Source organism: Nitratireductor sp. GISD-1A_MAKvit (genome assembly GCF_040819555.1).
Classification (GTDB): Bacteria; Pseudomonadota; Alphaproteobacteria; order Rhizobiales; family Rhizobiaceae; genus Nitratireductor.
On record NZ_CP161920.1, the window covers coordinates 2,917,490 to 2,939,561 of the forward strand.

Sequence of the window (22,072 nt, forward strand, 5' to 3'; positions counted from 1 at the left end):
TGGGGCGGGATCGGGGTGTTCTCCCGCTCCTTTCATGCGGCGTTTCGGGCCTCGTTGATGGCGGACCACACCCGCTTCGGCGTGGCTGGCATCTCGATATGTGTAATGCCATAGGCACGGTAAAGTGCATCTGTAACGGCATTGAGAACGGCCGGTGTTGCTCCGATGGTGCCTGCTTCCCCTGCCCCCTTGATGCCCATTGCATTGGTGGTCGAGGGGACGTTGCGGGTCTGAAAATCGATGAAAGGCAGGTTGTCGGCGCGCGGCATCGCATAATCCATGAAGCTCGCCGTCACCAACTGACCGTCTTCGGAGTAGATGGTTTCTTCCGTCAGCGCCTGGCCCAGGCCCTGTGCAACCCCGCCATGCACCTGCCCTTCCAGCAGAACCGGATTCACGGTGGCACCGAAATCATCGACGATCGTGTAGGCAACCACCTCGGTGCTGCCGGTTTCCGGGTCTATTTCAACTTCACAGATATGCGTCCCGTTGGGATAGGTCGCCTCTTCCTGGAAGAATTCTCCAAAACCCTCGATGTCCTCCGGCTTCCTCGCAGCCGTGGCTATGGATGCGAAATCCACCGACCGGTCGGTGCCCACGATGCGCGCGGCACCGCCCGACAGCTCGATATCCTCGACCGAAGCCTCAAGCTCATCGGCTGCCAGCTTTCGGATCTTTTCGGCAAGGTCTTCGCCCGCACGGGCGGCGGAAACGCCTCCCAGCGGGATGGAGCGCGACCCGCCGGTGCCGCCTCCCGATGCCAGTTCGTCCGTATCGCCCTGACGCACCGTAACCTTGTCGATATCGATGTTCAGCCTGTCGGCCACGAATTGCGCATAGGCGGTGGCATGCCCCTGCCCGTTCGATTGGGTGCCGATCAAAAGCGTGACGGTGCCGTCTGCGTTGAGACGCACATGTGCGGGTTCCGACCCGGCAAAAGCGCAGGCCTCGATATAGGTGGCCATGCCGATGCCACGCAGTTTTCCCTTCTCGCGCGAGTGGGCTAGCCGTTCTTCGAACGTATGCCAGCCGGCATTTTTCATGCACTGGTCCATATGCCCTTCGAACTCACCCACATCGTAGAGGCGTCCGGTCTGGGTGCGATAGGGAAACTGCTCGGGTTTTATGAAATTGCGGCGGCGGATTTCGTCGCGCTCGAGACCGATCTCCCGCGCGCAGGCATCAACCAGTTTTTCCAGAAGGAAAGCCGCCTCCGGGCGCCCGGCGCCGCGATAGGCATCGACCGGGCATGTGTTTGTGTAAACGCCCTTGATCGTCACATCCAGCGCCTGGATATCGTAGACACCGGTCGACATGGAAACGCCGACAAAGGGGATGAATGGAGCGAACTGAGAGATGTAAGCTCCCATATTCGCCGTGAGATCGACACGTAGGGCGAGAAAGCGGCCATCCCTGTCCATGGCCATTTCTGCGACCACGACATTGTCGCGCCCCTGGGCATCGGTCATGAAGTGCTCGCTTCGGTCGCCGGTCCATTTGACCGGGCGCCCGAGCTGCCGCGCGGCCTCCATCACCATTGCATACTCACGGTAGACAAAGGTTTTCGGGCCAAAACCTCCGCCGACATCCGGCGTGACGACCCGGAGCTTTTCCGGCCCGAACCCGAAGGTCTTGCAGAGAATGGAGCGCATGGAATGCACGCCCTGCGAGCCGGTGGTCAGCACAAAGCGGTCTTCATCGTCCCGCCACTCCGCCAGAGCCGCCCGCGGCTCCATGTAATTGCAGACGAGGCGGTTGTTCACAAAAGCGACGCGCGTCACATGATCAGCCCGTTCGAAAGCGGCCTGCGCTTTTTCCCTGTCCCCGACATGGTTTAGAAATGCCCGGTTGGTGCCCAGCTCCGGCCACACAAGCGGCGCCTCTTCCGACAGGGCTTCCGCGGTAGCCGTGACGGGCTCATCATCCTCGTAATCGATCTCGATCAGTTCAGCCGCATTCTGTGCCTGCGCGCGGGTTTCCGCCACCACCAGGGCCACGGCATCACCGACATACTGGACACGGTCCCGGCAAAGGATGGGGATGTCGCGCGTGGGAGCCCGCGTGCCGTCGGGCTGTTTCTGCATTGCCCCCGACTGCAGGTCCTTCAGATGCGCGACATCGGCACCCGTCAGCACCAGCTGAACACCCGGGGAGGCCCTGGCCTCGTCAACGGAGGAGATGCTGAAGACCGCTTTTGCAACGGGCGAGCGCAGAACATGGAGATGCAACGTTCCTTCAGGCAGGAAATCGTCCGTATAACGCCCGCGCCCCGTGATGAACGCGGCATCCTCCTTGCGACGCGGAGATGCGCCCATTCCGAATTTCGGCGTCATCACACTCATGCATAATCCCTTCTGGTCAATCGAATACTGACCGGCGTTGGGTGATCTGGCTGGAAGCGGTCTAGCGACATTTGCCCCGTCAGTTTTGTCGAGCCACGTGTTCGTGTAAAGAGCAGCAATCCGAATTTGTTATACCAGGTAAAGCAGCAATTTCCTGTTGGGCAGTTCCTGGTGTTTGAAAGAGTGAAGATGCGCACTGAAAACGGCCAGGTTGTCCGTCTCGAGGACTACAAACCAAGTCCTTATCTCATCCCCGAAACCAGGCTGGATTTCCAACTGGACCCGCACGAGACACTGGTAACGGCCACGCTGAAACTGGAGCGGTCCGAAGGCGCGTCGGTTGACGCTCCGCTGGAACTCGACGGAGAAGAACTCAGGTTAGAGACACTGAAGATCGACGGATGTGACGTGCCGGCCTCGGGGTATGAACAGCACCCCGACGGACTCACGATCACCTGTCTACCGGCCTCGCGGACCTTTGAACTCGTCATTCGTACGCGGATAGCCCCGGCCCTGAACAAGGCTTTGATGGGCCTCTACGTTTCAAACGGAGTGTTCTGCACCCAGTGCGAGGCAGAAGGGTTTCGGCGCATCACCTATTTCCTCGACCGACCCGACGTGCTTTCGGTCTACACGGTGCGCATCGAGGCGGACAGAAAGATCGCCCCCCTCCTCCTCTCGAACGGAAACCCGGTGAGTAAGGGAGAGCTGGAAAACGGACGCCATTTCGCCGTCTGGCAGGACCCCTTCCCAAAACCGTCCTATCTCTTTGCGCTGGTTGCCGGGGACCTCGGTGTCCTTCGGGACAGTTTCGAGACCGCATCAGGGCGCACGGTGGAGCTTGGCATTTATGTCGAACATGGCAAGGAGGCACGGGCAACCTATGCGATGGACGCCCTCAAGCGGTCCATGCGCTGGGACGAAAAACGCTTTGGTCGGGAATACGACCTCGACGTCTTCAACATCGTTGCCGTCTCCGATTTCAATGCCGGTGCTATGGAGAACAAGGGGCTCAATGTCTTCAACGACAAGTATGTGCTTGCCGACGCCGACACGGCAACGGATGTTGATTTCGCCAACATCGAAGCCATTATCGCTCACGAATATTTTCACAATTGGACTGGAAACAGAATCACTTGCCGTGACTGGTTCCAGCTTTGTCTGAAGGAGGGGCTCACGGTCTTTCGTGACCATGAATTCTCCGCGGATGAGCGCTCCCGGGCGGTCAAGCGCATCGCCGAGGTCCGCGCCCTGCGCTCCCATCAGTTTCCTGAAGATCAGGGACCGCTTGCCCATCCGGTCCGCCCAAGGCGCTATCGCGAGATCAACAATTTCTACACGGCCACGGTCTATGAAAAGGGATCGGAAGTCGTGCGCATGCTGCAGACCATCCTGGGAGATGCTCTCTTCCGGGCGGGCATGGATCTCTATTTCGAGAGGCATGACGGTCAGGCCGTGACGATCGAGGATTTTCTCAAAGCATTTGAAGACGTTTCAGAGTGCGATCTCGGTCAGTTTTCCCTTTGGTATCACCAGGCGGGCACCCCCAGCGTGACCGTTTCTTCGCGGTACGATGCCCGGGCCGCGACCTTTACCGTTGAACTTGAACAGTCCGTGCCGCCCACCCCCTCCGAGAACCGCAAACGCCTCATGCACATTCCGCTGTCCTTCGGGCTGGTGGGCCCGGACGGAAGCGATCTCCCCTATCGAAGCGCCGAAGGGGCAAGTGTGGAAAACGGCGTCATCCATCTGCGCAAGCGTCATCACACGGTGACGTTCACCGGGGTTGAGGCCCGCCCAGTTCTCTCCATCAATCGTGGCTTTTCCGCTCCGATCGCCCTTTCCACCCAGAGTCGGGTGGAAGACAGGCTGTTTCTGGCGCGACACGACAGCGATCCGTTTTCGCGCTGGCAGGCGCTCACCAGTCTTTTCAACGATGCGCTGATTGCCGCCAGCAAGGCGGTTCGCGGCGGCAAGAAACCTGTGTTCACCGAGGATCTGCTCACGCTTGCCGTAAACCTGGCGACGGATGCATCGCTCGAAGAAGCGTTTCGCGCGCTGGTTCTGACGGTGCCGGCAGAGGCCGATATCGCACGTGAAATTGGACGAGACATCGATCCCGATGCGATCCACGCTGCCCGCATGGCGCTGCTCCGGTCCATCGCGGAGTCCGGAAGGGATGTTTTTCGTAGCCTCTACGACAACATGCGCACACAGGCCCCGTTCTCCCCCGACGCAGCGAGTGCCGGCCGGCGTGCATTGCGCTCGACTTTGCTCGAATTCATCGCGGTTGGAGAACGAAGCCCCCGGCTCGCGAAACAGCAGTTCGATGAAGCTGACAACATGACCGAACGCGCAGGCGCCCTGACCGTACTGGCACAGCACTTTTACGATACGCAAGAAGGCCGCAGCGCGCTTATCGCCTTCGAGGAGCGCTACCGCGACAACCCGCTCGTGCTCGACAAATGGTTCCAGCTCCAGGCGATGGTTCCAGCACATGAGACGGTTTTGAATGTTCGAAAACTGATGCGGCACGGGCATTTTTCAATGGCCAATCCCAATCGGGTCCGTGCGCTCATCGGCACATTCTCCATGGCCAATCAGACGGGGTTTCATGCGGCCGACGGCGAGGGCTACCGCCTCGTCGCCGAGACGGTCACCGAACTGGACCGGCAAAATCCTCAGGTAGCAGCGAGGCTGGCGACCGCATTCCGCTCCTGGCGTTCACTGGAAAAGGGCCGCCGGGAGCTTGCCCGGTCGACTCTAGCCGAGCTGAGCAGTCGGAAGAGCCTGTCGCGCGATCTTGCTGATATCGTTGAACGTACCCTCGCCTGATCGTCCGCGTTAATATCTTTTTTACCAAGAACACTGGACAAGGCGAATCACCTTTGATTCCTTATGGATGATTCGGCAGCAGGCGGAGCCGAATCATCGAACTTAACGAGGAACGAGGGAGCCCGTCGTATGGCGAAGGCAGGGGGATGGGCTTTGCCCCTGATTGCGGGCGTGGTTGCCAGGCCAGGAAACCGACGCGCAGCGCGAATGGGACTTGCCGGCAACGCGAAAATCATCGCTGCTCCCGCCTATGAGCGTCTGCTGGCGATCGAACCTTATCTTCGTCGTTCCATCCCTGTCCTGATTGTCCTGTTTCTTGTCGTTCTTGCCGCAGCGCGACTGCTCTCGCTGTTTTCCTGGCGCGACGATATCGAGCGTGATGCGCGAACCATGCTGGCTCTGGCTGCCGATTCACTGGCGGCAAGCGTTGCAGTCGATGATACCGAGGCCGACCCGACCCGGAAGGCGCGGCTTCTGATCGAGGAGGCCATGCGCCGCGCGGGCTCTGCGGACCAGCGGGTTCTGGCAATCACCAATGATCGCTTCGAGGTGCTCGCCACCTCTCCCAACGGGCAGGAGCTCGTCAACCGCTCGCTGGAAGACGTGCTCTCGGGTGGCCAGCCTCTGTTTCTTTTCGGAGCACGGGCGGGCGTGATGAATGTGGCGATTGCCGGCGAGCAATGGCTGGCTTCACTCGTCCACGTGCCAAACCAGCGCGGTGCAGCGATTGTTCTGACATCGAGGGATCTTCTGTTTGCAGACTGGCGGCGCTCGGTTTCGCTGAATGTGACGCTGTTTGCACTGACGGCGGGGATCCTGATGGTGATCCTTTACGCCTATTTCAGCCAGGCAGCGCGCGCGCAGGCAGCCGACCGGATCTACATGGAAGCCCATCAGCGCATCGACATGGCGATGGTGCGCGGCAAATGCGGCCTTTGGGACTGGGACATGGTGCGGGGCAAGATGTTCTGGTCGCGCTCCATGTACGAAATGCTGGGGTACGAAACGACCGACGAAATGCTCTCCTTTGGTGAAGTTGCCGCGATCATTCATCCCGATGATGGTGACCTGTTCGATCTTGCAAACCGCATCATGGCGCGCGAGATCGATCATGTGGACCGGGTCTTCCGGATGAAGCGCGCTGACGGGCAGTGGGTCTGGGTGCGGGCGCGGGCGCAGGTGGTTGACCCAAATGCACCGGAACTGCACCTCATCGGCATCGCGGTGGATGTGACGGAGCAGCGTACCCTGGTGCAGCAGACCGAAGTGGCAGACCAGCGGCTGCGCACGGCGATCGAGAGCATCGGAGAATCCTTCGTGCTTTGGGACTATGCCGAGCGGCTTGTCATGTGCAACACGAAATACAAGCAGGATCTGGGTATCGATCAGAGCATGATCGTGGCCGGTGCTCACAGGCGTGACATAGAGGCGCTGGCCCCTGCCCTGCGTTTTGAGCGCCGGCTTGCCGTTTCCTCCAGCGGCAGCAACGGTGCGACCTATGAGCGCCAGCTCGCCGACGGCCGGTGGCTGCAGGTCACGGAACTGAAGACCCGCGATGGCGGCACCGTTTCGGTCGGCACCGACATCACGCAGCTCAAACAGCATCAGGGCAAGCTCGTTGACAGTGAACGGCGGCTAATGGCCACGATTCACGATCTCAGTCTCGCACGCCGCGCCGAGCAGGAGCGCAGCCACGAACTGAGCGAACTCAACCGCAAATATATGCGCGAAACCGAACGGGGCCGAGGCGGCGAACCGGGCAAAATCCGAGTTCCTCGCCAACATGTCGCACGAGTTGCGCACACCGCTGAACGCCATTATCGGCTTTTCCGAGGTCATGGCGTCGGGCATGTTCGGTCCACTCGGATCGGAAAGGTACGAAGAGTATGTGCGCGACATATGTTCGAGCGGGTCATATCTTCTGGGCGTCATCAACGACATTCTCGACATGTCCAAGATCGAAGCCGGTCAGTTCTCGGTCGACTGCGAGGAAATCGATCTTTGCCCCCTTATCCGGGAGACCGTGCGGGTGGTTGATCTTCAGGCCTCGGAAAAATCCATCGCGATGAAGGTCGACATTCCCGACATGATGAAGGTTTTTGCCGACCGCCGCGCCATCAAGCAGATTGTGATCAATCTCCTGTCGAACGCGGTCAAGTTCACGGGAGAAGGCGGGCACATCTCCTTGCGCGCGCGCAAGGTCGGCCCTGCCGTGACGCTGACCATCGAGGATTCGGGCTGCGGCATTCCACGCGATGCATTGCAAAAGCTCGGACGGCCCTTCGAGCAGGTCCAGAACCAGTTCTCGAAAAACCACACCGGGTCCGGCCTCGGACTGGCGATTTCCCGCTCGCTGGCGGAGTTGCATGGCGGTGTGTTGAAAATCCGCTCCACGGAGGGTGTCGGCACCATCGTTTCGGTCAGGCTTCCTGCGGAAAACCGCAGCAAGCCTGCGGTCGCAGCCTGATCCTGGCGCCTATTGCACACTGCCTATCAGATCTTCGAACAGCCCGCGGACCCGGCCAGCAGTTTCTTCCAGATGGGCAGACAGAACCTGAAGGTCGGGCAAATCCGTCTGGCGCAGGAGAAGGTCGGAAAACCCTGGTGGGGCCTCGTCGGGGTCGAACCCGCCTTCGAGGCACAGCCGCGTGATCTGCGTCAATGTCATGTAGAGACCATGTGCCTCGACAAGCTCCTGACGGGCCTGTTTGGAACAGAACCCCTCGGGGAGTTCGTGCAACACATCGGCCGTGCCGGTGCCCACCGCCCCGCCTGAGATGTTCCGTGTCAAAACCGCCACCTGGGCGATGAACTCCAGATCGATCAGGCCGCCGGAAACCAGCTTGAGATCCCAGATATCGCGGGCCGGCTTTTCTTCTTCAAGCAGACTGCGCATTCTGGTGGCTTCTTCGCGGATTTTGGCTTCATCGCGCTGCAGCGCCAGGACCTCGCCGACCTCTTCCTCGACACGTTCCATGAGATCGGCATCGCCGGCCACGGTTCGGGCGCGGGTCAATGCCATGTGTTCCCAGACCCAGGCCTCCTTGCGCTGATAGCGCGCGAACGCCTCGATATGGGTCGCGACCGGCCCCTTGTTTCCAGACGGGCGGAGCCGCAGATCAAGATCATAAAGCACCCCCTCGGCCGTCGGGGCCGAAACGGCTGCAATCAGCCTCTGGGTCAGGCGGGCATAATATTCCGAAGGTGCCAGCGCTTTCTGTCCATCCGAACAGTCTGCATCCGGATCATGGTCGTAAAGAAGGATCAGATCGATATCGGAACCGGCTGTCAGTTCCCTGCTGCCGAGTTTCCCCATGCCCAGTATGGCAACCCGGCCACCCGCAACGGTTCCGTGTCGTTCGGCAAAGTTCTTCACCACCGCTTCGAGCGCCGCCGCCACTGTCAGATCCGCGAGATCCGAAAAGGCCTTGCCGGCCCGGTCCGCATCAATGGCCCCGGTCAAAAGCCGGATGCCGATCAAGAACTTCTGTTCGGCAGCAAAAATGCGCAGCCTGTCCAGTATCTCCTCATACAGTTGCGCACCGGTGAGAAACGCCTCGAGCCGCTCGGCCAGGTATCTCCGGTTCGGCAGTTCGGACAAAAGCGCCGGATCGAGCAGACCATCGAAGACGTGAGGCCGCCGGGTGATGATGGACGCGAGTCTCGGTGCCGCGCCCATGATGCTGACCAGCATGTTGAGCAGCGGCGGATTGGACTGCAGCAGGGAGAACAACTGAATGCCGGCAGGCAGGCCCCGACAGGAACGTGTCGAAGCGCAGAAGCGCTTCATCCGCCCGTCTCGTTCCGCCGAAGGCTTCCAGCAGTGCTGGCGTGAGCTCGGTCAGGCGTTCGCGTGCCTCGGCGGATTGTGTGGCGCGATAGCGCCCGTAGTGCCAGCCTCGGATGACACGGCACATGTCGCTTGGACGCTCAAACCCCAGCTCACCAAGCGTTTCCAAAGTGCCGGGGTCGTCGACATCGCCCGTGAATACGAGATTGCCCACACCGCGTGAAAGCTGCGGTGCCGTTTCGAACAATTCGGCATAATGCTGCTCAACCAGACGAAGGCTCTCGCGGAATGCGGCCGAAAATGCCTCAGCCCCTTCAAAGGCGAGCAGGTGGGCGATGCGCTCGAGTTCGTCATTGTCTTCGGGCAGGGTGTGTATCTGCTCGTCGGCGACCATCTGCAGGGCGTGCTCCACATCCCGCAGGAACCAGTACTGCCTGCTCAGCGCATCCCGCGCTTCATCATCGATCCAGCCGCAGCGTGCAAGTTCACCAAGCATCGCGATGGTGGACCGCCCGCGCAGTTCGGGAAACCGCCCCCCCGCGATCAGTTGCTGGGTCTGGACGAAAAACTCGATTTCCCGGATGCCACCGCGCCCCAGCTTGACATTGTGTCCCTTGACCGCAACCTCTCCATGCCCCTTGTGCGCATGGATCTGACGCTTGATGGAGTGCACATCGGCAATCGCCGCGTAATCGAGATATTTTCGCCAGACATATGGCTGGAGTTCTTTCAGAAACCTTTCACCGGCAGCCGTATCTCCCGCAATGGCGCGCGCCTTGATCATTGCCGCGCGCTCCCAGTTCTGACCACGGCTCTCGTAATAATGGAGCGCGGCCTCCACCGGAATTGCGAGCGGTGTGGAGCCCGGATCGGGTCTCAACCGCAAATCCGTGCGAAACACATAGCCGTGCTCTGTCCGGTCCTGCAATATTCGCACCAGACGGCGCGTGAGGCGTACGAACAGATCGACCGCCTCATACGGCTCGGTGATGGCGGGAGCCTCCGGGTCCAGCAGCACGATCAGGTCGATGTCTGACGAAAAGTTGAGCTCGTCGGCGCCGAGCTTGCCCATGGCGAGCACGATCCACCCGCTCTGGGCGGCCGGCTTATCGCGATTAGGCAGTTTCAGCTTTCCGCCACGATCAGCGTCCAGAAGAAGGAAATTTACTCCCGCGCCAATGCAACACTCGGCAAGCCTGCTCAGCCTTTGCGTGGTTTTCTCCGTATCTGCGGCATCCGCCAGCCGCTCCAGGGCAATCAGGAAATGCGCCTCCGCCTTGAGATGGCGCAGCGCCTTCATGACCCCGCTTTCGCTTTGATCGTCTTCGAAAGCCGTCTGCTCTATCGAGCTGAACAGTTCCTCGATCCGATCGGCCAGCGGTCTTTCGAACAGTGCTTCGAGAGAATGCGGATTGCGGCGTGCGCAGTCGCGCAGGAACGGAGACAGCTCGAAGACGGCAGCAAGAAATCCCGCAAGCGCGGTCTTTCCGGACAATAGACCGCTGAGCCGCTGGCATCCGGCTTCCCGCGCTGCCTCAAGCACCATCCCGCAGGCTTCGGCTGCCTGCTGCTCATCAACCGGCGACAGTTCACAGACCGGAGAGCCAAACCACAGGCTGCCATCTTCGAGCGCCTTCTGCTCCATTCCAACTCCCTTTTCGTCAATCCTGCCTGTGGCCGCCAATCCGCCGCGCAAAGCAGTGTGACGATGGTCGTAATATCGTTCTAGGTCCGCTTGGGACGTTCCAGAGGAAAGACCATCGTCACAGCCAGGCCAGGCGAATTGTCGGCGAATTCGAGGGAGCCACCATGGAAGGTCATGACAGCCTTTGCAAGGCTGAGCCCAAGTCCCGAACCGGGTTGCGTGCGGCTTTCCTCAAGCCGCACGAAACGTTCGGTCATTCGCTGCTGATCTTCCCGGGGAACACCCGGCCCGTTGTCCCGCACCGTCAGACGCACCTCCTGCGCTCCCTTGACGAGGCTCACCTCGACTGAAGGGCTTTCGCTGGAGCCGGCCGAATATTTGATGGCGTTGTCGACGATGTTTGAAAGAGCCTGGCCGATCAGTTCCCGATTGCCCCGCAATTCCACCGCATCGTCGATCCGTGCGCTGAGCGAGACGCCCTGCTCTTCTGCAAGAGGTTCATATAGCTCAACCACATCAGCGAGGATCGCCCTTATATCGATCCGCGAAGTCGCCTCGGCCGAATACCCTGCTTCAAGTCGCGAAATCATGAGAATGGCATTAAAGGTCCGGATCAACTGGTCGGATTCAGCGATGCTCTGCTCCAGCGCGGCACGATAGTCTGCCTTGCTCGGATCTGCCGCAAGTGCAGCCTCCGCCCTGTTGCGCAGCCGGGTGAGCGGCGTCTTGAGATCGTGAGCGACATTGTCGGAAACCTGCCGAAGCCCCTCGTTCAGTGCCGCGATGCGATCCAGCATCTTGTTGAGATTGTCTGACAGTCGATCAAATTCGTCACCGGCACCAGAAACAGGAAGGCGCCTGCTGAGGTCTCCGCCCATGATGCTGCGGCTTGCCTCGGACACACGGTCAATGCGCTTGAGGGCGCGTCTCCCGACAAAATACCAGATTAGCAGCGCACCCGCACACATGATGGCCAGGGTGACCACGAGGGCGCGCTGCATCACGTTCCGAAACTTTTCCGGTTCACCCAGATCTCTGCCAACCATGACAATGATCTGATTGGGCAAACGAAACACCACCGCCACGGCCCTGTGTTCGGCCCCGCCGGGCCGCGGCTCCAGCCGCGCCTCCCCTTCTCCGAACCGACTGTAGGTGAAGGGCCGTTCGGTCCATCCCATCCTGTCGAGCACACCGGGCTGAAGGCTTTCCACATTGCCCGAGAGGATGCGGCCATTGGCATCGGCCAGCAGATAGAGGTTGGCGCCCGGCTGGCGCGACCGCGATTCGATTACCCGCACGAGCAGAGGCAGTCCGCCACGCCGATAGGCCCGGTCAAGGCCTCGCACCTCCTCATTGATTGCTTCCTGCGTCTGCCCGACGAGCATACGTGCAGACAGCGATGTCATGTAGATGACCAGAAACGACGCACACACCGCAAACAGAATGAGGTACAGCGCCGACAGGCGCGCTGCCGTCGTGTTGAGAATGGAGAGAAGCCGGGCCATCAGTCCTTCAGCATGTAGCCCGCGCCTCGCACGGTATGGAGCAACGGCTTGTCGAAATCCTTTTCGATCTTGCCCCGCAGCCGCGAGATATGCACATCGATGACGTTGGTCTGCGGGTCGAAATGGTAATCCCAGACATTTTCGAGAAGCATGGTGCGGGTGACCACCTGTCCCGCATGGCGCATCATGAATTCCAGAAGACGGAACTCCCGGGGTTGCAGCACGATCTCCCTGCCGGCGCGGCGAACGGTATGAGAGAGCCGGTCAAGCTCAAGGTCTCCCACCTGATAGGATGTCTCGATATCCTTTGAACCCGAACGCCGCCTCAACACTTCCACGCGCGCAAGAAGTTCGGAAAATGCATATGGCTTGGTGAGGTAGTCATCGCCGCCGGCGCGCAGGCCAGTCACGCGATCATCCACCTCACCCAATGCGGAAAGGATCAGCGCCGGCGTTGTGTTACCGTTCTCGCGCAGTTCGGTGATGATCGAAAGCCCGTCGCGGCGAGGCAGCATGCGGTCGATAACGAAAACATCGTAGCTTCCGGTATCGGCAAGGGAAAAGCCACTATCGCCATCGCGGGCGATATCGGCTGTGTGACCGGCCTCTGCAAACGCGTTCTTCAGATAATCGGCCGCCTCCCGATCATCCTCGATGACAAGAATTTTCATGACACTTTCAATATCCCGGTTGCCGGAGGCGATAAACCGTTGAATGCCGCCCCCCATGCTGTGAGCCGGAGAGCGGCACGAATGTCAGGCTTCAGCCTTCGCCGGCTGGAAGGGCAATGAAGCGCGTGGCATCATCGCGCTGGATCTGCACCAGGACGGCCTTGCGTCCCGCCTCTACGGCAGCAGAGACCGCTTCTTCCACATCCTTGCCGGACTTGACCGAGCGCGAGTTGACCTCACGGATGATGTCACCGGGGCGAATGCCACGCTCGTCGGCCGCGCTACCCGGTTCGACATCCGTCACGACCAGCCCGTCGCCATCCTCTGCCGGCGTGACCTTGAGGCCGAACTGCGCGTTCATGATGTCCGACTGTGCCCCCCCGCCGGCCGAAGCCAGAGACTTCGTGCCCGGCATCTCGGCGAGTGTCACGCTGACGCTCTCCGTCTTGCCATTGCGCCACAGGGTCACTTCGACCTCGTTCCCCGGGGCGAAAGCGGCCACCAGGCGTGCAAGCTCCTTTGGTGAGGACACTGTTTTACCATCCACCGCAATGATGATGTCGCCGGAGCGGATACCGGCCTTGTCGGCGGGCTCTCCGTCCTGTGCATCGGCAACCAGTGCACCTTTTTCCTCATCCAGGCCGACGGATTCGGCGATGTCTTTCGAGACAGGCTGGATCTGAACGCCAAGCCAGCCACGCTCGACGGTTCCATCTTCGATCAGATCCCTGACGACTTCTTTGGCGACGGAGGCCGGGATGGCAAAGGCAATACCCACATTGCCGCCCGACGGCGAGAATATCGCCGTGTTGATGCCAACCACTTCACCCGTCAGATTGAAGGCGGGGCCACCGGAATTGCCTCGGTTCACCGCTGCGTCGATCTGAATGAAGTCGTCATAGGGTCCTGCTCCGATATCACGGCCGCGGGCGGAAACGATACCGGCCGTCACCGTACCGCCAAGACCGAACGGATTGCCAACCGCAACCACCCAGTCGCCAACCCGAACCTTCGCGTCATCGGCAAAGTCGACATAGGTGAAGCTGCGCTCTTCCTCGACTTTCAGGACCGCCAGATCCGTGCGGGCATCCGTTCCAACGAGCTTCGCGTCGATCTCGGTTCCATCATCCATGACAACGGTGAAGCTGCTACCACCATCGACCACATGATTGTTGGTGACGAGATAGCCATCTTCGGAAATGAAGAAACCGGATCCCTGCGAAACAGGCCGCGGGCGGCCCTGACGACGGCGTTGTTTCTCCCCGCCCCTGTCTCCGCGGAACTCTCGGAAGAAGCGCTTGAGCGGATGTCCATCAGGCAGCTCTTCAAAACCCGGCATTTCGAAAAGGCCCGAGCCGCCACGGTTAGAGGCCATTTCCACGTCGGCCTTGACCCGGACGCTTACCACGGCGGGCGAAACCTTCTCGACGATGTCTGCAAAGCTCGGCGCCTGGACGGGCTGGTCAAGGCGCACCGCCTCGGCCATGACCGGAGCCGTGGCACTCGTTATGGCGCCAATTCCGACCACCCCGGCGATGGCCAAAGATGCGACCGTTGCGACAAGGCGCCTGCGCCCCTTGCCACTTGCGCCCGATCTATTCATCCCTGTTTCAGCGTTGTGGTGCATAGAAATCATTCCTCTAGAAAGCACTGTAGCGTCGGCGTTTCACGCCGTTTTCCGAAATCATAGATAGTGTTTCATACATTACGACGGCATTTCCAGCCGATGAAATTTTCGTAATGTTGCAGAGTGCGGCTTCAGCTCTCGGACGAACCTTTGTGCCGGTGACGCGTATGCACATGCGCGACGCTTTCCAGGGTGCGATGCACCGGACATTTTCCCGCTATCTCGAGAAGCTTGGCGCGCAACTCATCCGAAATGGCGTTCTCGACGTCAATCACCCGCTCGAAGCGATCGATGCGCCCCCTGGCCGCATCGGCATCGGTGCAATCGACGCAGTCCCGCGCATGGATTTTGGCATGCGAGACATCCACGCTGACGCGGCCGAGCTCGAGCTTCTTTCTCTCCGCATACATGCGTAGCGTCATGGTCGTGCATGCGCCGAGCGCAATCGAGAGAAAATCGTAGGGGGAAGGCCCCGTATCGAGCCCCCCGAAGCTCACCGGCTCATCGGCAAACAATCTGTGTCGGCCAGCCTGAACCGCGTTCTGGAATTTTCCCTGCCCGGTTTCGAGTACACGAACATGCTCCACATCGACATTGCCCTGTGGCTCGTCTGCGGAAATGTATCGTGACAACCAGCCGGCAATGACACTGGCAGCGAAAGTCGCGTCTTCCGAACGGCTCAGCAGGTGATCGCCCGTGTCGAGTGACACGAAACTCTTGGGGTGTCTTGCCGCGAGAAAAATCTCCGTCGCATTGTCTATACCGACAATCTCGTCCAGAGGCCCATGCATCAAGAGCAAGGGGACACGCAGGGCAGAAACGGCCTCAAGCAGACTGTGTGAGCGCACGTCCTCGATGAACTGCGATGCCACGCGAAACCGGCGCCCCCCCAGCGAAACGTCTGCCTGACCGTGCCTTTCAATTTCCGAAAGCGAACTGCCCAGATTCTTCAAAACATGCTCGGTGTCGGCTGGAGCGCCAATCGTTGCGACAGCCCTCACGGATTTGAGGCGACCGGCAATGGCGAGGACCGCGGCACCGCCAAGAGAGTGTCCGATCAGAACGGAGGGTGCTTCATAGTGTTTCTCCAGAAACATCGCTGCGCTCTCAAGGTCGCCTATGTTCGTGGAAAAATTCGTGGACGCGAACTCTCCCTCGCTGGACCCAAGACCTGTGAAATCAAACCGTAGAACGGCGATGCCCGCCCGTGTGAGTTCTGCCGCAATGCGGCGCGCAGCCAACAGGTCTTTTGAGCAGGTGAAGCAATGTGCAAACAGCGCGTACGCCCTTACCGCGCCGTTGGGCAGATCCAGCCGGGCGGCAAGTTTTGCGCCCGAGTGTCCACGAAATTCGAGCTTCTGGGTTATGGGCGCCATGGTTCCACCTTTTGCTCGGGCCGAAAACAAGCCCTGACCCTAGGGTGAAACAGGATCGACTCAAAGTGCATTCACAGAAAAACTCAATCACGCCCGTTCAAGATTCGGTCAAGTTTTTCCTGCTCGTCGGCGCTCAGCTCCCGAACCCCGCCCACACTGTTTCTCCGGCGTGCATTTGCATAGACAAGTGCCCCGCCGAACATCAGCAACAGAACCGGGGCCCCCCACAGGAGCGCATTGCGATAGCTGAATCGAGGCTTCAATAGAACGAATTCGCCATAGCGATCGACAACATAGGCGATCACCTCTTCATCGCTGTCACCCGCGACCAGCCGGTCGCGAACCAGCACGCGAAGGTCTTTGGCGAGTTCGGCGTCGGAATCGTCGATGGACTGGTTCTGGCAGACCATGCAGCGGAGTTCGGCAGAGAGATCTCTTGCCCGCTCTTCCAGTACGGGATTGTTCAGGACCTCATCCGGCTGAACGGCACTCGCGGGTAAAAGCCATACGAAACCAAGACAGGAAATAGAGAGAATGCCCAGAAGAATGCGACGTCTCACGCCCGCCCCTCCTGCATGCGTGGGCGCGCCTTGTGTGGCATGGGCGCCCCCACCCGCAAACGACGGTCGAAAAGCGAAATGGTTCCGCCAGTCATCATCACCAATGCTCCCAGCCAGATGAGCGTTACCATGGGTTTCCACCAGATACGAACGACGAGCTTTCCTTCCGGCGTTCGGTCACCAAGAGAAACATAGAGCTGGCTGAACCCCAGCGTGCGAATGCCGGCCTCGGTGGTCGGCATCTGGCGGGCGGTGTAAAGGCGCTTTGAAGAGACGATCTGCCCCACCTCCCTGCCGGTCACGCGTTTGATCGAAAAATGCGCCTGGTCCTCGGTATAGTTCGGGCCGGTGAAGGGTCGCAGGCTGTCAAAGCGCAGGCTGTACCCCTGGATTTCGACACTCTCTCCGGGAGCCATTGCTGCAATCCGCTCCGTTTCAAGCGTCGTAACCGCGATGATCCCGATTACCGTGAGTCCGATGCCAGCATGGGCCAGTGCCGTCCCGAACACGGAACGCGGCAGGCCCTTGAGACGGCTTAGCGCGACGGACGGTGCAAGCCTGCCAAAGCCGGATTTGACGACCAGGTCCGTCACAGATCCGAAAACAAGCCAGACGCCGAGACCTATGCCCGATGCTGCCAGGACCGATGTCCGGTCGATGAGAACGAAAACGATCAGCGCCACCGTCAGCGCCGCGCCAAATGCCCAGAACAGGCGCTGTGAAACGGCCTGCAGGTCACCCCTTTTCCACGCAAGGAGTGGACCGAACGGAACGATGATCAGCAGCGGAAGGATCAGCGGGCCGAATGTCAGGTTGAAGAAGGGAGCCCCCACCGAAATCTTGTCTCCGGTCACGGCTTCGACAAGCAACGGATAAAGCGTTCCGATGAGCACCGTGGCGGTCGCGGTGGTGAGAATGAGATTGTTGAGGACAAGTGCTCCCTCACGCGAAACCGGCTGAAAAAGACCACCGGCAGTGAGCGTGGAGGCCCGCCATGCGAACAGCGCCAGAGAGCCACCGATGAACACCATCAGAATTCCGAGAATGAACACGCCACGCGTCGGGTCTGTGGCGAAGGCATGTACGGAAGTCAGTACGCCCGAACGCACCAGGAAGGTGCCAAGCAGGGAAAGGGAAAAGGTTAGAATGGCGAGAAGCACTGTCCAGATCTTGAGCGCGGAACGCTTCTCCATCACCAGTGCCGAGTGCAGAAGGGCCGTGCCGCCAAGCCATGGCAAAAGCGATGCATTTTCCACTGGGTCCCAGAACCAGAAGCCGCCCCAGCCAAGTTCATAATAGGCCCAGTAGGACCCCATCGCGATACCGCCGGTCAGAAATGCCCATGCCGCCAATGTCCACGGTCGCACCCAGCGTGCCCAGGCCGCATCAAGCCGTCCCTCGATGAGGGCTGCAATGGCGAAGGAGAAGGCGACAGAGAACCCGACATAACCGAGATAGAGAAGTGGTGGATGAACCGCCAGCCCTATGTCCTGGAGGATCGGGTTCAGGTCTCGCCCTTCCATTGGCGCGGGATCAAGCCGCGCGAAAGGGTTCGACGTTGCCAGAATGAACAGAATGAAGGCGCTGCTGATGGCGCCCTGAACACCCAGAACATTGGCGCGCAGGGACAGAGGCAGGTTTCGACCGAAAACCGCCACCAGAGCGCCAAAAAAGACCAGGATAAGCACCCAAAGCAGCATCGAGCCTTCATGATTGCCCCACGTCCCCGTGATCTTGAAGAGAAGCGGCTTGGCAGAATGAGAGTTTTCCCAGACGTTCAGAACCGAGAAATCCGACTGGATATACGCGGATGTCAAAGCGAGAAACGAAAGCGTCACGAGCAAGAAGCTGGTGATGGATGCGGGCTCCCCAACGCGCATCAGCGTTTCGTTCCGCAACTGAGCCCCCAGGATTGGCACGATCATTTGAACGAGCGCCATCGTAAAGGCCAGCACGAGGGTGAAATGACCGAGTTCGATACTCATTCTCTCATGCGCTCCAAGCAATCCCGCCCGTTACGGGCCCAGTCGCAGTCAGACCCGGTCAGTCTTCCTGCCAGACACCCTTTTCCTTGAGGCTGTCAGCAACCTCGCGCGGCATGTAGTTTTCATCATGCTTTGCGAGCACCGTATCGGCGACAAAAACATTGTCCTCACCGAAAACACCTTCCGTGACCACCCCCTGCTCTTCCCGAAACAGATCCGGCAGTATGCCATTGTAGCGGACAGCCACCGTGTCAGTGCCATCGGTCACCGCAAAGTGCACACGAGTGTCGTCTGCACGCCTGATCGACCCTTTTGCCACGAGCCCGCCGAGGCGAATGCGTTGCCCGGCGGAAACCGGACGCTCGGCAATGTCGCCCGGCATGTAGAAATACGAAGTCTGCTCCCCCAGCGCATAGAGCGTAAGGCCGACGGCGCTTCCAAGGAAGCCGATTGCGCCTGCAATGATGGCAAGTCGTTTCTGTTTCCGTGTCACGTCAAACCTACTCGGTAGCAAGGCCAAGGCCCTGCGCAAAGATTTCCAGTGCCTGCGCTTCCGGAGCATTCGGACCATATGCATCCAGCGCTCGGTTCAGTGCGGCCCTCGCATCGTCGGGTCGTTGCAACACCATGTAGGCACGAACAAGACGCTGCCAGCCCTCCAAATCATCGGGACTGTCTCGCAGCCTGCTGTCGAGACTTGCGACCATCCCCTCAATCATGCCCTGACGCTCGGCAGACGAAAGCTCAGTGGCATCTTCAATATCACTTCTCGTCGGTCCGGAAGCACGCGTCTCTCTGGATGAACTTGCCAGGGCCTGCCGGGCGGCCGCGTGCCAGGGAGACGCCTCGGGCAGGTCGACAAGCATCGCGCTCCAGGCGGCCTGCGCGTCCTTGGTTGCGCCGTCCTGCGCGCGTGCAAGGGCGAGAAAAAAGCGCGCCCTGGGTTCTCTGGCATTCAGGTCGAGAGCGGCCTTGAAGGCCGTTTCGGCCTCCGCAGTTACCATGCCCTGTGCCCCACCCACGATCGCTTCGCCAAGAGCGGCCTGCCTGTCGGCACTTGCCCCCTCCAGACGAATTAGGTTGCGCAGCGCTTTTTGCGCGTCCCCAAACCGGCCAAGCCGCATGTAGACGGGGGCTAGCACCTGCCAGCCTTTTGAATCGTCCGGATTGTCCGCAAGATGCGCCTCGGCGCGTGCGACCAGATCGTCGATGGGCGCTTCAGCGGGCGGCAGCGCATCGCGCGCATATAGTGGTTGTGCCGGCATGCTCGGCGAGCCTGTAAAGGCGTATACCCCCCAACTGATGAGCGGAACAGCAAGAACAGCTATCGCAGCCGTCACCCGCGTGACGCGCTGAGCGGCACCTTCAGAGTTTTGTTTCTCACGGGTTTCCGAGATCCTGAGAATCCGGCGACCGATTTCTGCACGTGCCTGTTCAGCTTCGTGCTGCCCGATGAGCCCGCGCTCCAGATCGCGCTCCACCTCAAAAAGCTGGTCCCGGTAGACCTCCAAATCATGGGCATGCGCGTCGTGCGCCGTTCTCCCCCGCACAGCGAATGGCCACATCACGGCGAGCGCGGCAACAAAGGTCAGAAAGGCTGCAAGTATCCAGAACAACATCCGACCTAAATAGCGGTCGAGGGACCGGCTGCCAACTCGCTGCACCTGCGGCCATTTGGCAATCTGGGCCGTTTTCCGCACCCGTTTTCACGCATGGTTCTTTCCCACCGGCCGGCGCATCAGGTCCCGGACTGCGAAATTGCCGCGAAGTGCCGGAACGAAACCGACCAGCCGCTATCCGAGAAGCATCCAGCTACCGTCCTCGTTTCGGCATGCCGTACCGCGCGCTTCCCGCATCTCGCCCTCGATGCGTATTACGTGCATGTATTGCCGACAGTCCTGTGAGCCGACGCGATAGGGTTGCGCCGGGCGCACCGTGCCGGCTCGACCAGATCCCGAATCCCGCCATGAAATGTCCTGCCCTGCCGGCGTGCTTTCCAGCGCCTTGTACTCGGCCTCTATTGCAAGCCGTTTCTGTCTGCGGGAAAGAGGCTGCCCCAGCGTGCCACCAACAAGTCCACCCCCTTCGATCCCGAGGATAGCCGAATTGTCCTTGGCCACCTGAGTGGATGCAAAACTCGTGGGCTCCAACCGGGAAACCGGGGCCCCACCGCTCAGGCAACCTGAAAGAAGGGCTGAAAATCCGATGGCTGCAATTGGTGTGAGCTTCATTGATCCCGATGATCCCCTCAGACGCTCTCTCATGTTGGCGTTGCCTTAAAGCTTTGGTTTGACACAATTTGGGCGAAGTGCGTCGAAACGCAATATTAGGCTTCGGCGCGCGGCAGCGCCACGGTTGCTTTCAGCCCCCCAAATTCGGAACGCTCCAGGCTGAGAGAACCACCATATTCATCCACCAGGTCGGCGACGATCGCAAGCCCAAGTCCGGTTCCTGGCTTGGTTTCATCGAGCCTGCGTCCACGCTTCAAAACGTCACGAGCTTTCTCTTCGGGGATCCCGGGGCCGTCATCTTCTATGACGATCTGGAGTTTCCCCGCATCGTTTACCGCTCCCTCCTTTGCGGTCAGGGAGACACGCTTGGATGCCCATTTCATTGCGTTTTCCATCAGATTTCCGCAGATATCATCCAGATCTTCCTGTTCACCGGCAAAGATCATCGGCTGCTTCGCCAGTTCCACCTCCAGTTCGATGGAGGGATTGAGCTTTCCCATCACCCGGGCCATGCGCTCAAGCGACGCCTGAACGGGCGTGCGGAACACGAGACTGTCGCGCTGCGCAACGATGCGCGCACGCTGAAGATAGTGGTCGAGCTGCTGCTGAAGTGCCTGAGCCTGCGCCGAAATCAGCTGTCCACGCGCGCCCCCCACCGCCCGCGCTTCATTCATCACCACAGCCAGCGGCGTTTTCAGGGAGTGTGCAAGGTTCCCCACCTGCTTGCGCGACCGCTCCACGATGCGCCGGTTGTTGTCGATCAGGGCATTGGTTTCTTCGGCAAGCGATTCGATTTCGGTCGGAAATGGACCCGCAAGGCGCTGTGCCGTGCCCGCCCGAATGTCTGACAACGCCTGTTGGACACGGTTCAAGGGGCGCAGCCCATAGAGAATAGCGAACACGTTGATGGCAATCATGCCAAGGCCAAACACCGCCAGATAGCCATAGAGCCTTCGCACAAAGCGGCTGATCTCTTCTTCCAGTTCGCTGCGATTGCCCATGACACGAAAACGCGCGATCTGTCCCTCATCTCCCACCACGAGTTCCGCTTCAAAGACCTCCACGGTCTCCCCAATCGGGCCGGTCGTGTTGTAGGTGCGTTGAAATGTGGTGTTGAATGGCACTTCGTCAATGTCGACTGCGGGGATTGGCGTGACCATTGAAGGCGAACGCAGTGGCGTTCCCAAGTCACCGGTGACGGGCTCGACGGACCAGTACCAGCCCGAATGCGGCTGCAGAAAGCGCATGTCATCGAGATTTGGGCTCCCCCTGAGGCCGCCATCTGCAGCCACACCTACCGAACCGATGACATTGTTCAGATAGGCGGAGAGGACACTGTCGAAACCGCGCTCGGACACCTGACGAAACAGGGTGGAAATGATCGTGGCGATCACCACAAGCGCAATCACCGCCCAGAACGATGAAAATGCAATGACGCGCACCGCGAGTGACCGCGATATCACGCGCCTCAGCCATGTCTGCGGTTTCTGCCCGGTCATCGACCG

12 protein-coding genes and 2 pseudogenes are annotated in these 22,072 nt (G+C 60.0%); 2 read left to right on the forward strand and 12 right to left on the reverse strand.

The window, feature by feature from the left end:
- Window positions 1–32: 32 nt before the first annotated feature.
- On the reverse strand, window positions 33–2,342 hold the full coding sequence (locus tag AB2N04_RS15380; protein WP_367715331.1) for a xanthine dehydrogenase family protein molybdopterin-binding subunit: 2,310 nt from the start codon (window positions 2,340–2,342) through the stop codon (window positions 33–35).
- Between the two features lie 189 nt (window positions 2,343–2,531).
- Between AB2N04_RS15380 and pepN the strand changes: the two genes are divergently transcribed.
- Both pepN and AB2N04_RS15390 read left to right on the forward strand, forming a co-directional pair.
- Complete coding sequence (gene pepN / locus AB2N04_RS15385) at window positions 2,532–5,177, forward strand: aminopeptidase N (RefSeq protein WP_367715332.1); 2,646 nt, start codon at window positions 2,532–2,534, stop codon at window positions 5,175–5,177.
- Between the two features lie 207 nt (window positions 5,178–5,384).
- Window positions 5,385–7,644 (forward strand): annotated as a pseudogene (locus AB2N04_RS15390) (PAS domain-containing sensor histidine kinase).
- 9 nt (window positions 7,645–7,653) lie between these two features.
- Here the strand turns inward: AB2N04_RS15390 and AB2N04_RS15395 are convergent.
- The 11 genes and pseudogenes from AB2N04_RS15395 to AB2N04_RS15445 all read right to left on the reverse strand — a co-directional run bounded on the left by AB2N04_RS15395 (window position 7,654) and on the right by AB2N04_RS15445 (window position 22,066).
- Window positions 7,654–10,612 (reverse strand): annotated as a pseudogene (locus AB2N04_RS15395) (bifunctional [glutamine synthetase] adenylyltransferase/[glutamine synthetase]-adenylyl-L-tyrosine phosphorylase).
- A gap of 80 nt (window positions 10,613–10,692) precedes the next feature.
- The gene (locus tag AB2N04_RS15400) at window positions 10,693–12,117 is read right to left on the reverse strand and encodes an ATP-binding protein (protein WP_367715334.1); all 1,425 of its coding nucleotides are present in this window, start codon (window positions 12,115–12,117) and stop codon (window positions 10,693–10,695) included.
- Entirely contained in the window at window positions 12,117–12,788 is a 672-nt protein-coding gene (locus tag AB2N04_RS15405; RefSeq protein WP_367715336.1) for a winged helix-turn-helix domain-containing protein, read from the reverse strand. The genes AB2N04_RS15400 and AB2N04_RS15405 overlap by 1 nt, the downstream gene beginning before the upstream one ends.
- Before the next feature lie 91 nt (window positions 12,789–12,879).
- Window positions 12,880–14,391, reverse strand: coding sequence for a Do family serine endopeptidase (locus AB2N04_RS15410; protein WP_367715338.1), 1,512 nt, complete (start codon window positions 14,389–14,391; stop codon window positions 12,880–12,882).
- 155 nt (window positions 14,392–14,546) lie between these two features.
- Window positions 14,547–15,791: an alpha/beta fold hydrolase gene (locus tag AB2N04_RS15415; protein ID WP_367715340.1), complete on the reverse strand. Its 1,245-nt coding sequence runs from the start codon at window positions 15,789–15,791 to the stop codon at window positions 14,547–14,549.
- An 83-nt stretch (window positions 15,792–15,874) separates the two neighbouring features.
- A complete protein-coding gene (locus AB2N04_RS15420) occupies window positions 15,875–16,327 on the reverse strand; it encodes a cytochrome c-type biogenesis protein CcmH (protein WP_367718827.1) in 453 nt (150 codons plus the stop codon).
- Between the two features lie 20 nt (window positions 16,328–16,347).
- A complete protein-coding gene (locus tag AB2N04_RS15425; protein ID WP_367715342.1) occupies window positions 16,348–18,336 on the reverse strand; it encodes a heme lyase CcmF/NrfE family subunit in 1,989 nt (662 codons plus the stop codon).
- A gap of 58 nt (window positions 18,337–18,394) precedes the next feature.
- Window positions 18,395–18,829 (reverse strand): cytochrome c maturation protein CcmE, encoded by a 435-nt coding sequence (gene ccmE / locus AB2N04_RS15430; RefSeq protein ID WP_367715344.1) that lies wholly within the window; start codon window positions 18,827–18,829, stop codon window positions 18,395–18,397.
- Between the two features lie 7 nt (window positions 18,830–18,836).
- Window positions 18,837–19,955: a c-type cytochrome biogenesis protein CcmI gene (gene ccmI / locus AB2N04_RS15435; RefSeq protein ID WP_367715346.1), complete on the reverse strand. Its 1,119-nt coding sequence runs from the start codon at window positions 19,953–19,955 to the stop codon at window positions 18,837–18,839.
- 174 nt (window positions 19,956–20,129) lie between these two features.
- The gene (locus AB2N04_RS15440; protein ID WP_367715348.1) at window positions 20,130–20,567 is read right to left on the reverse strand and encodes an RT0821/Lpp0805 family surface protein; all 438 of its coding nucleotides are present in this window, start codon (window positions 20,565–20,567) and stop codon (window positions 20,130–20,132) included.
- 95 nt (window positions 20,568–20,662) lie between these two features.
- Window positions 20,663–22,066, reverse strand: a complete 1,404-nt coding sequence (locus AB2N04_RS15445; RefSeq protein WP_367715350.1) for a sensor histidine kinase — start codon at window positions 22,064–22,066, stop codon at window positions 20,663–20,665.
- Between the last annotated feature and the right edge of the window lie 6 nt (window positions 22,067–22,072).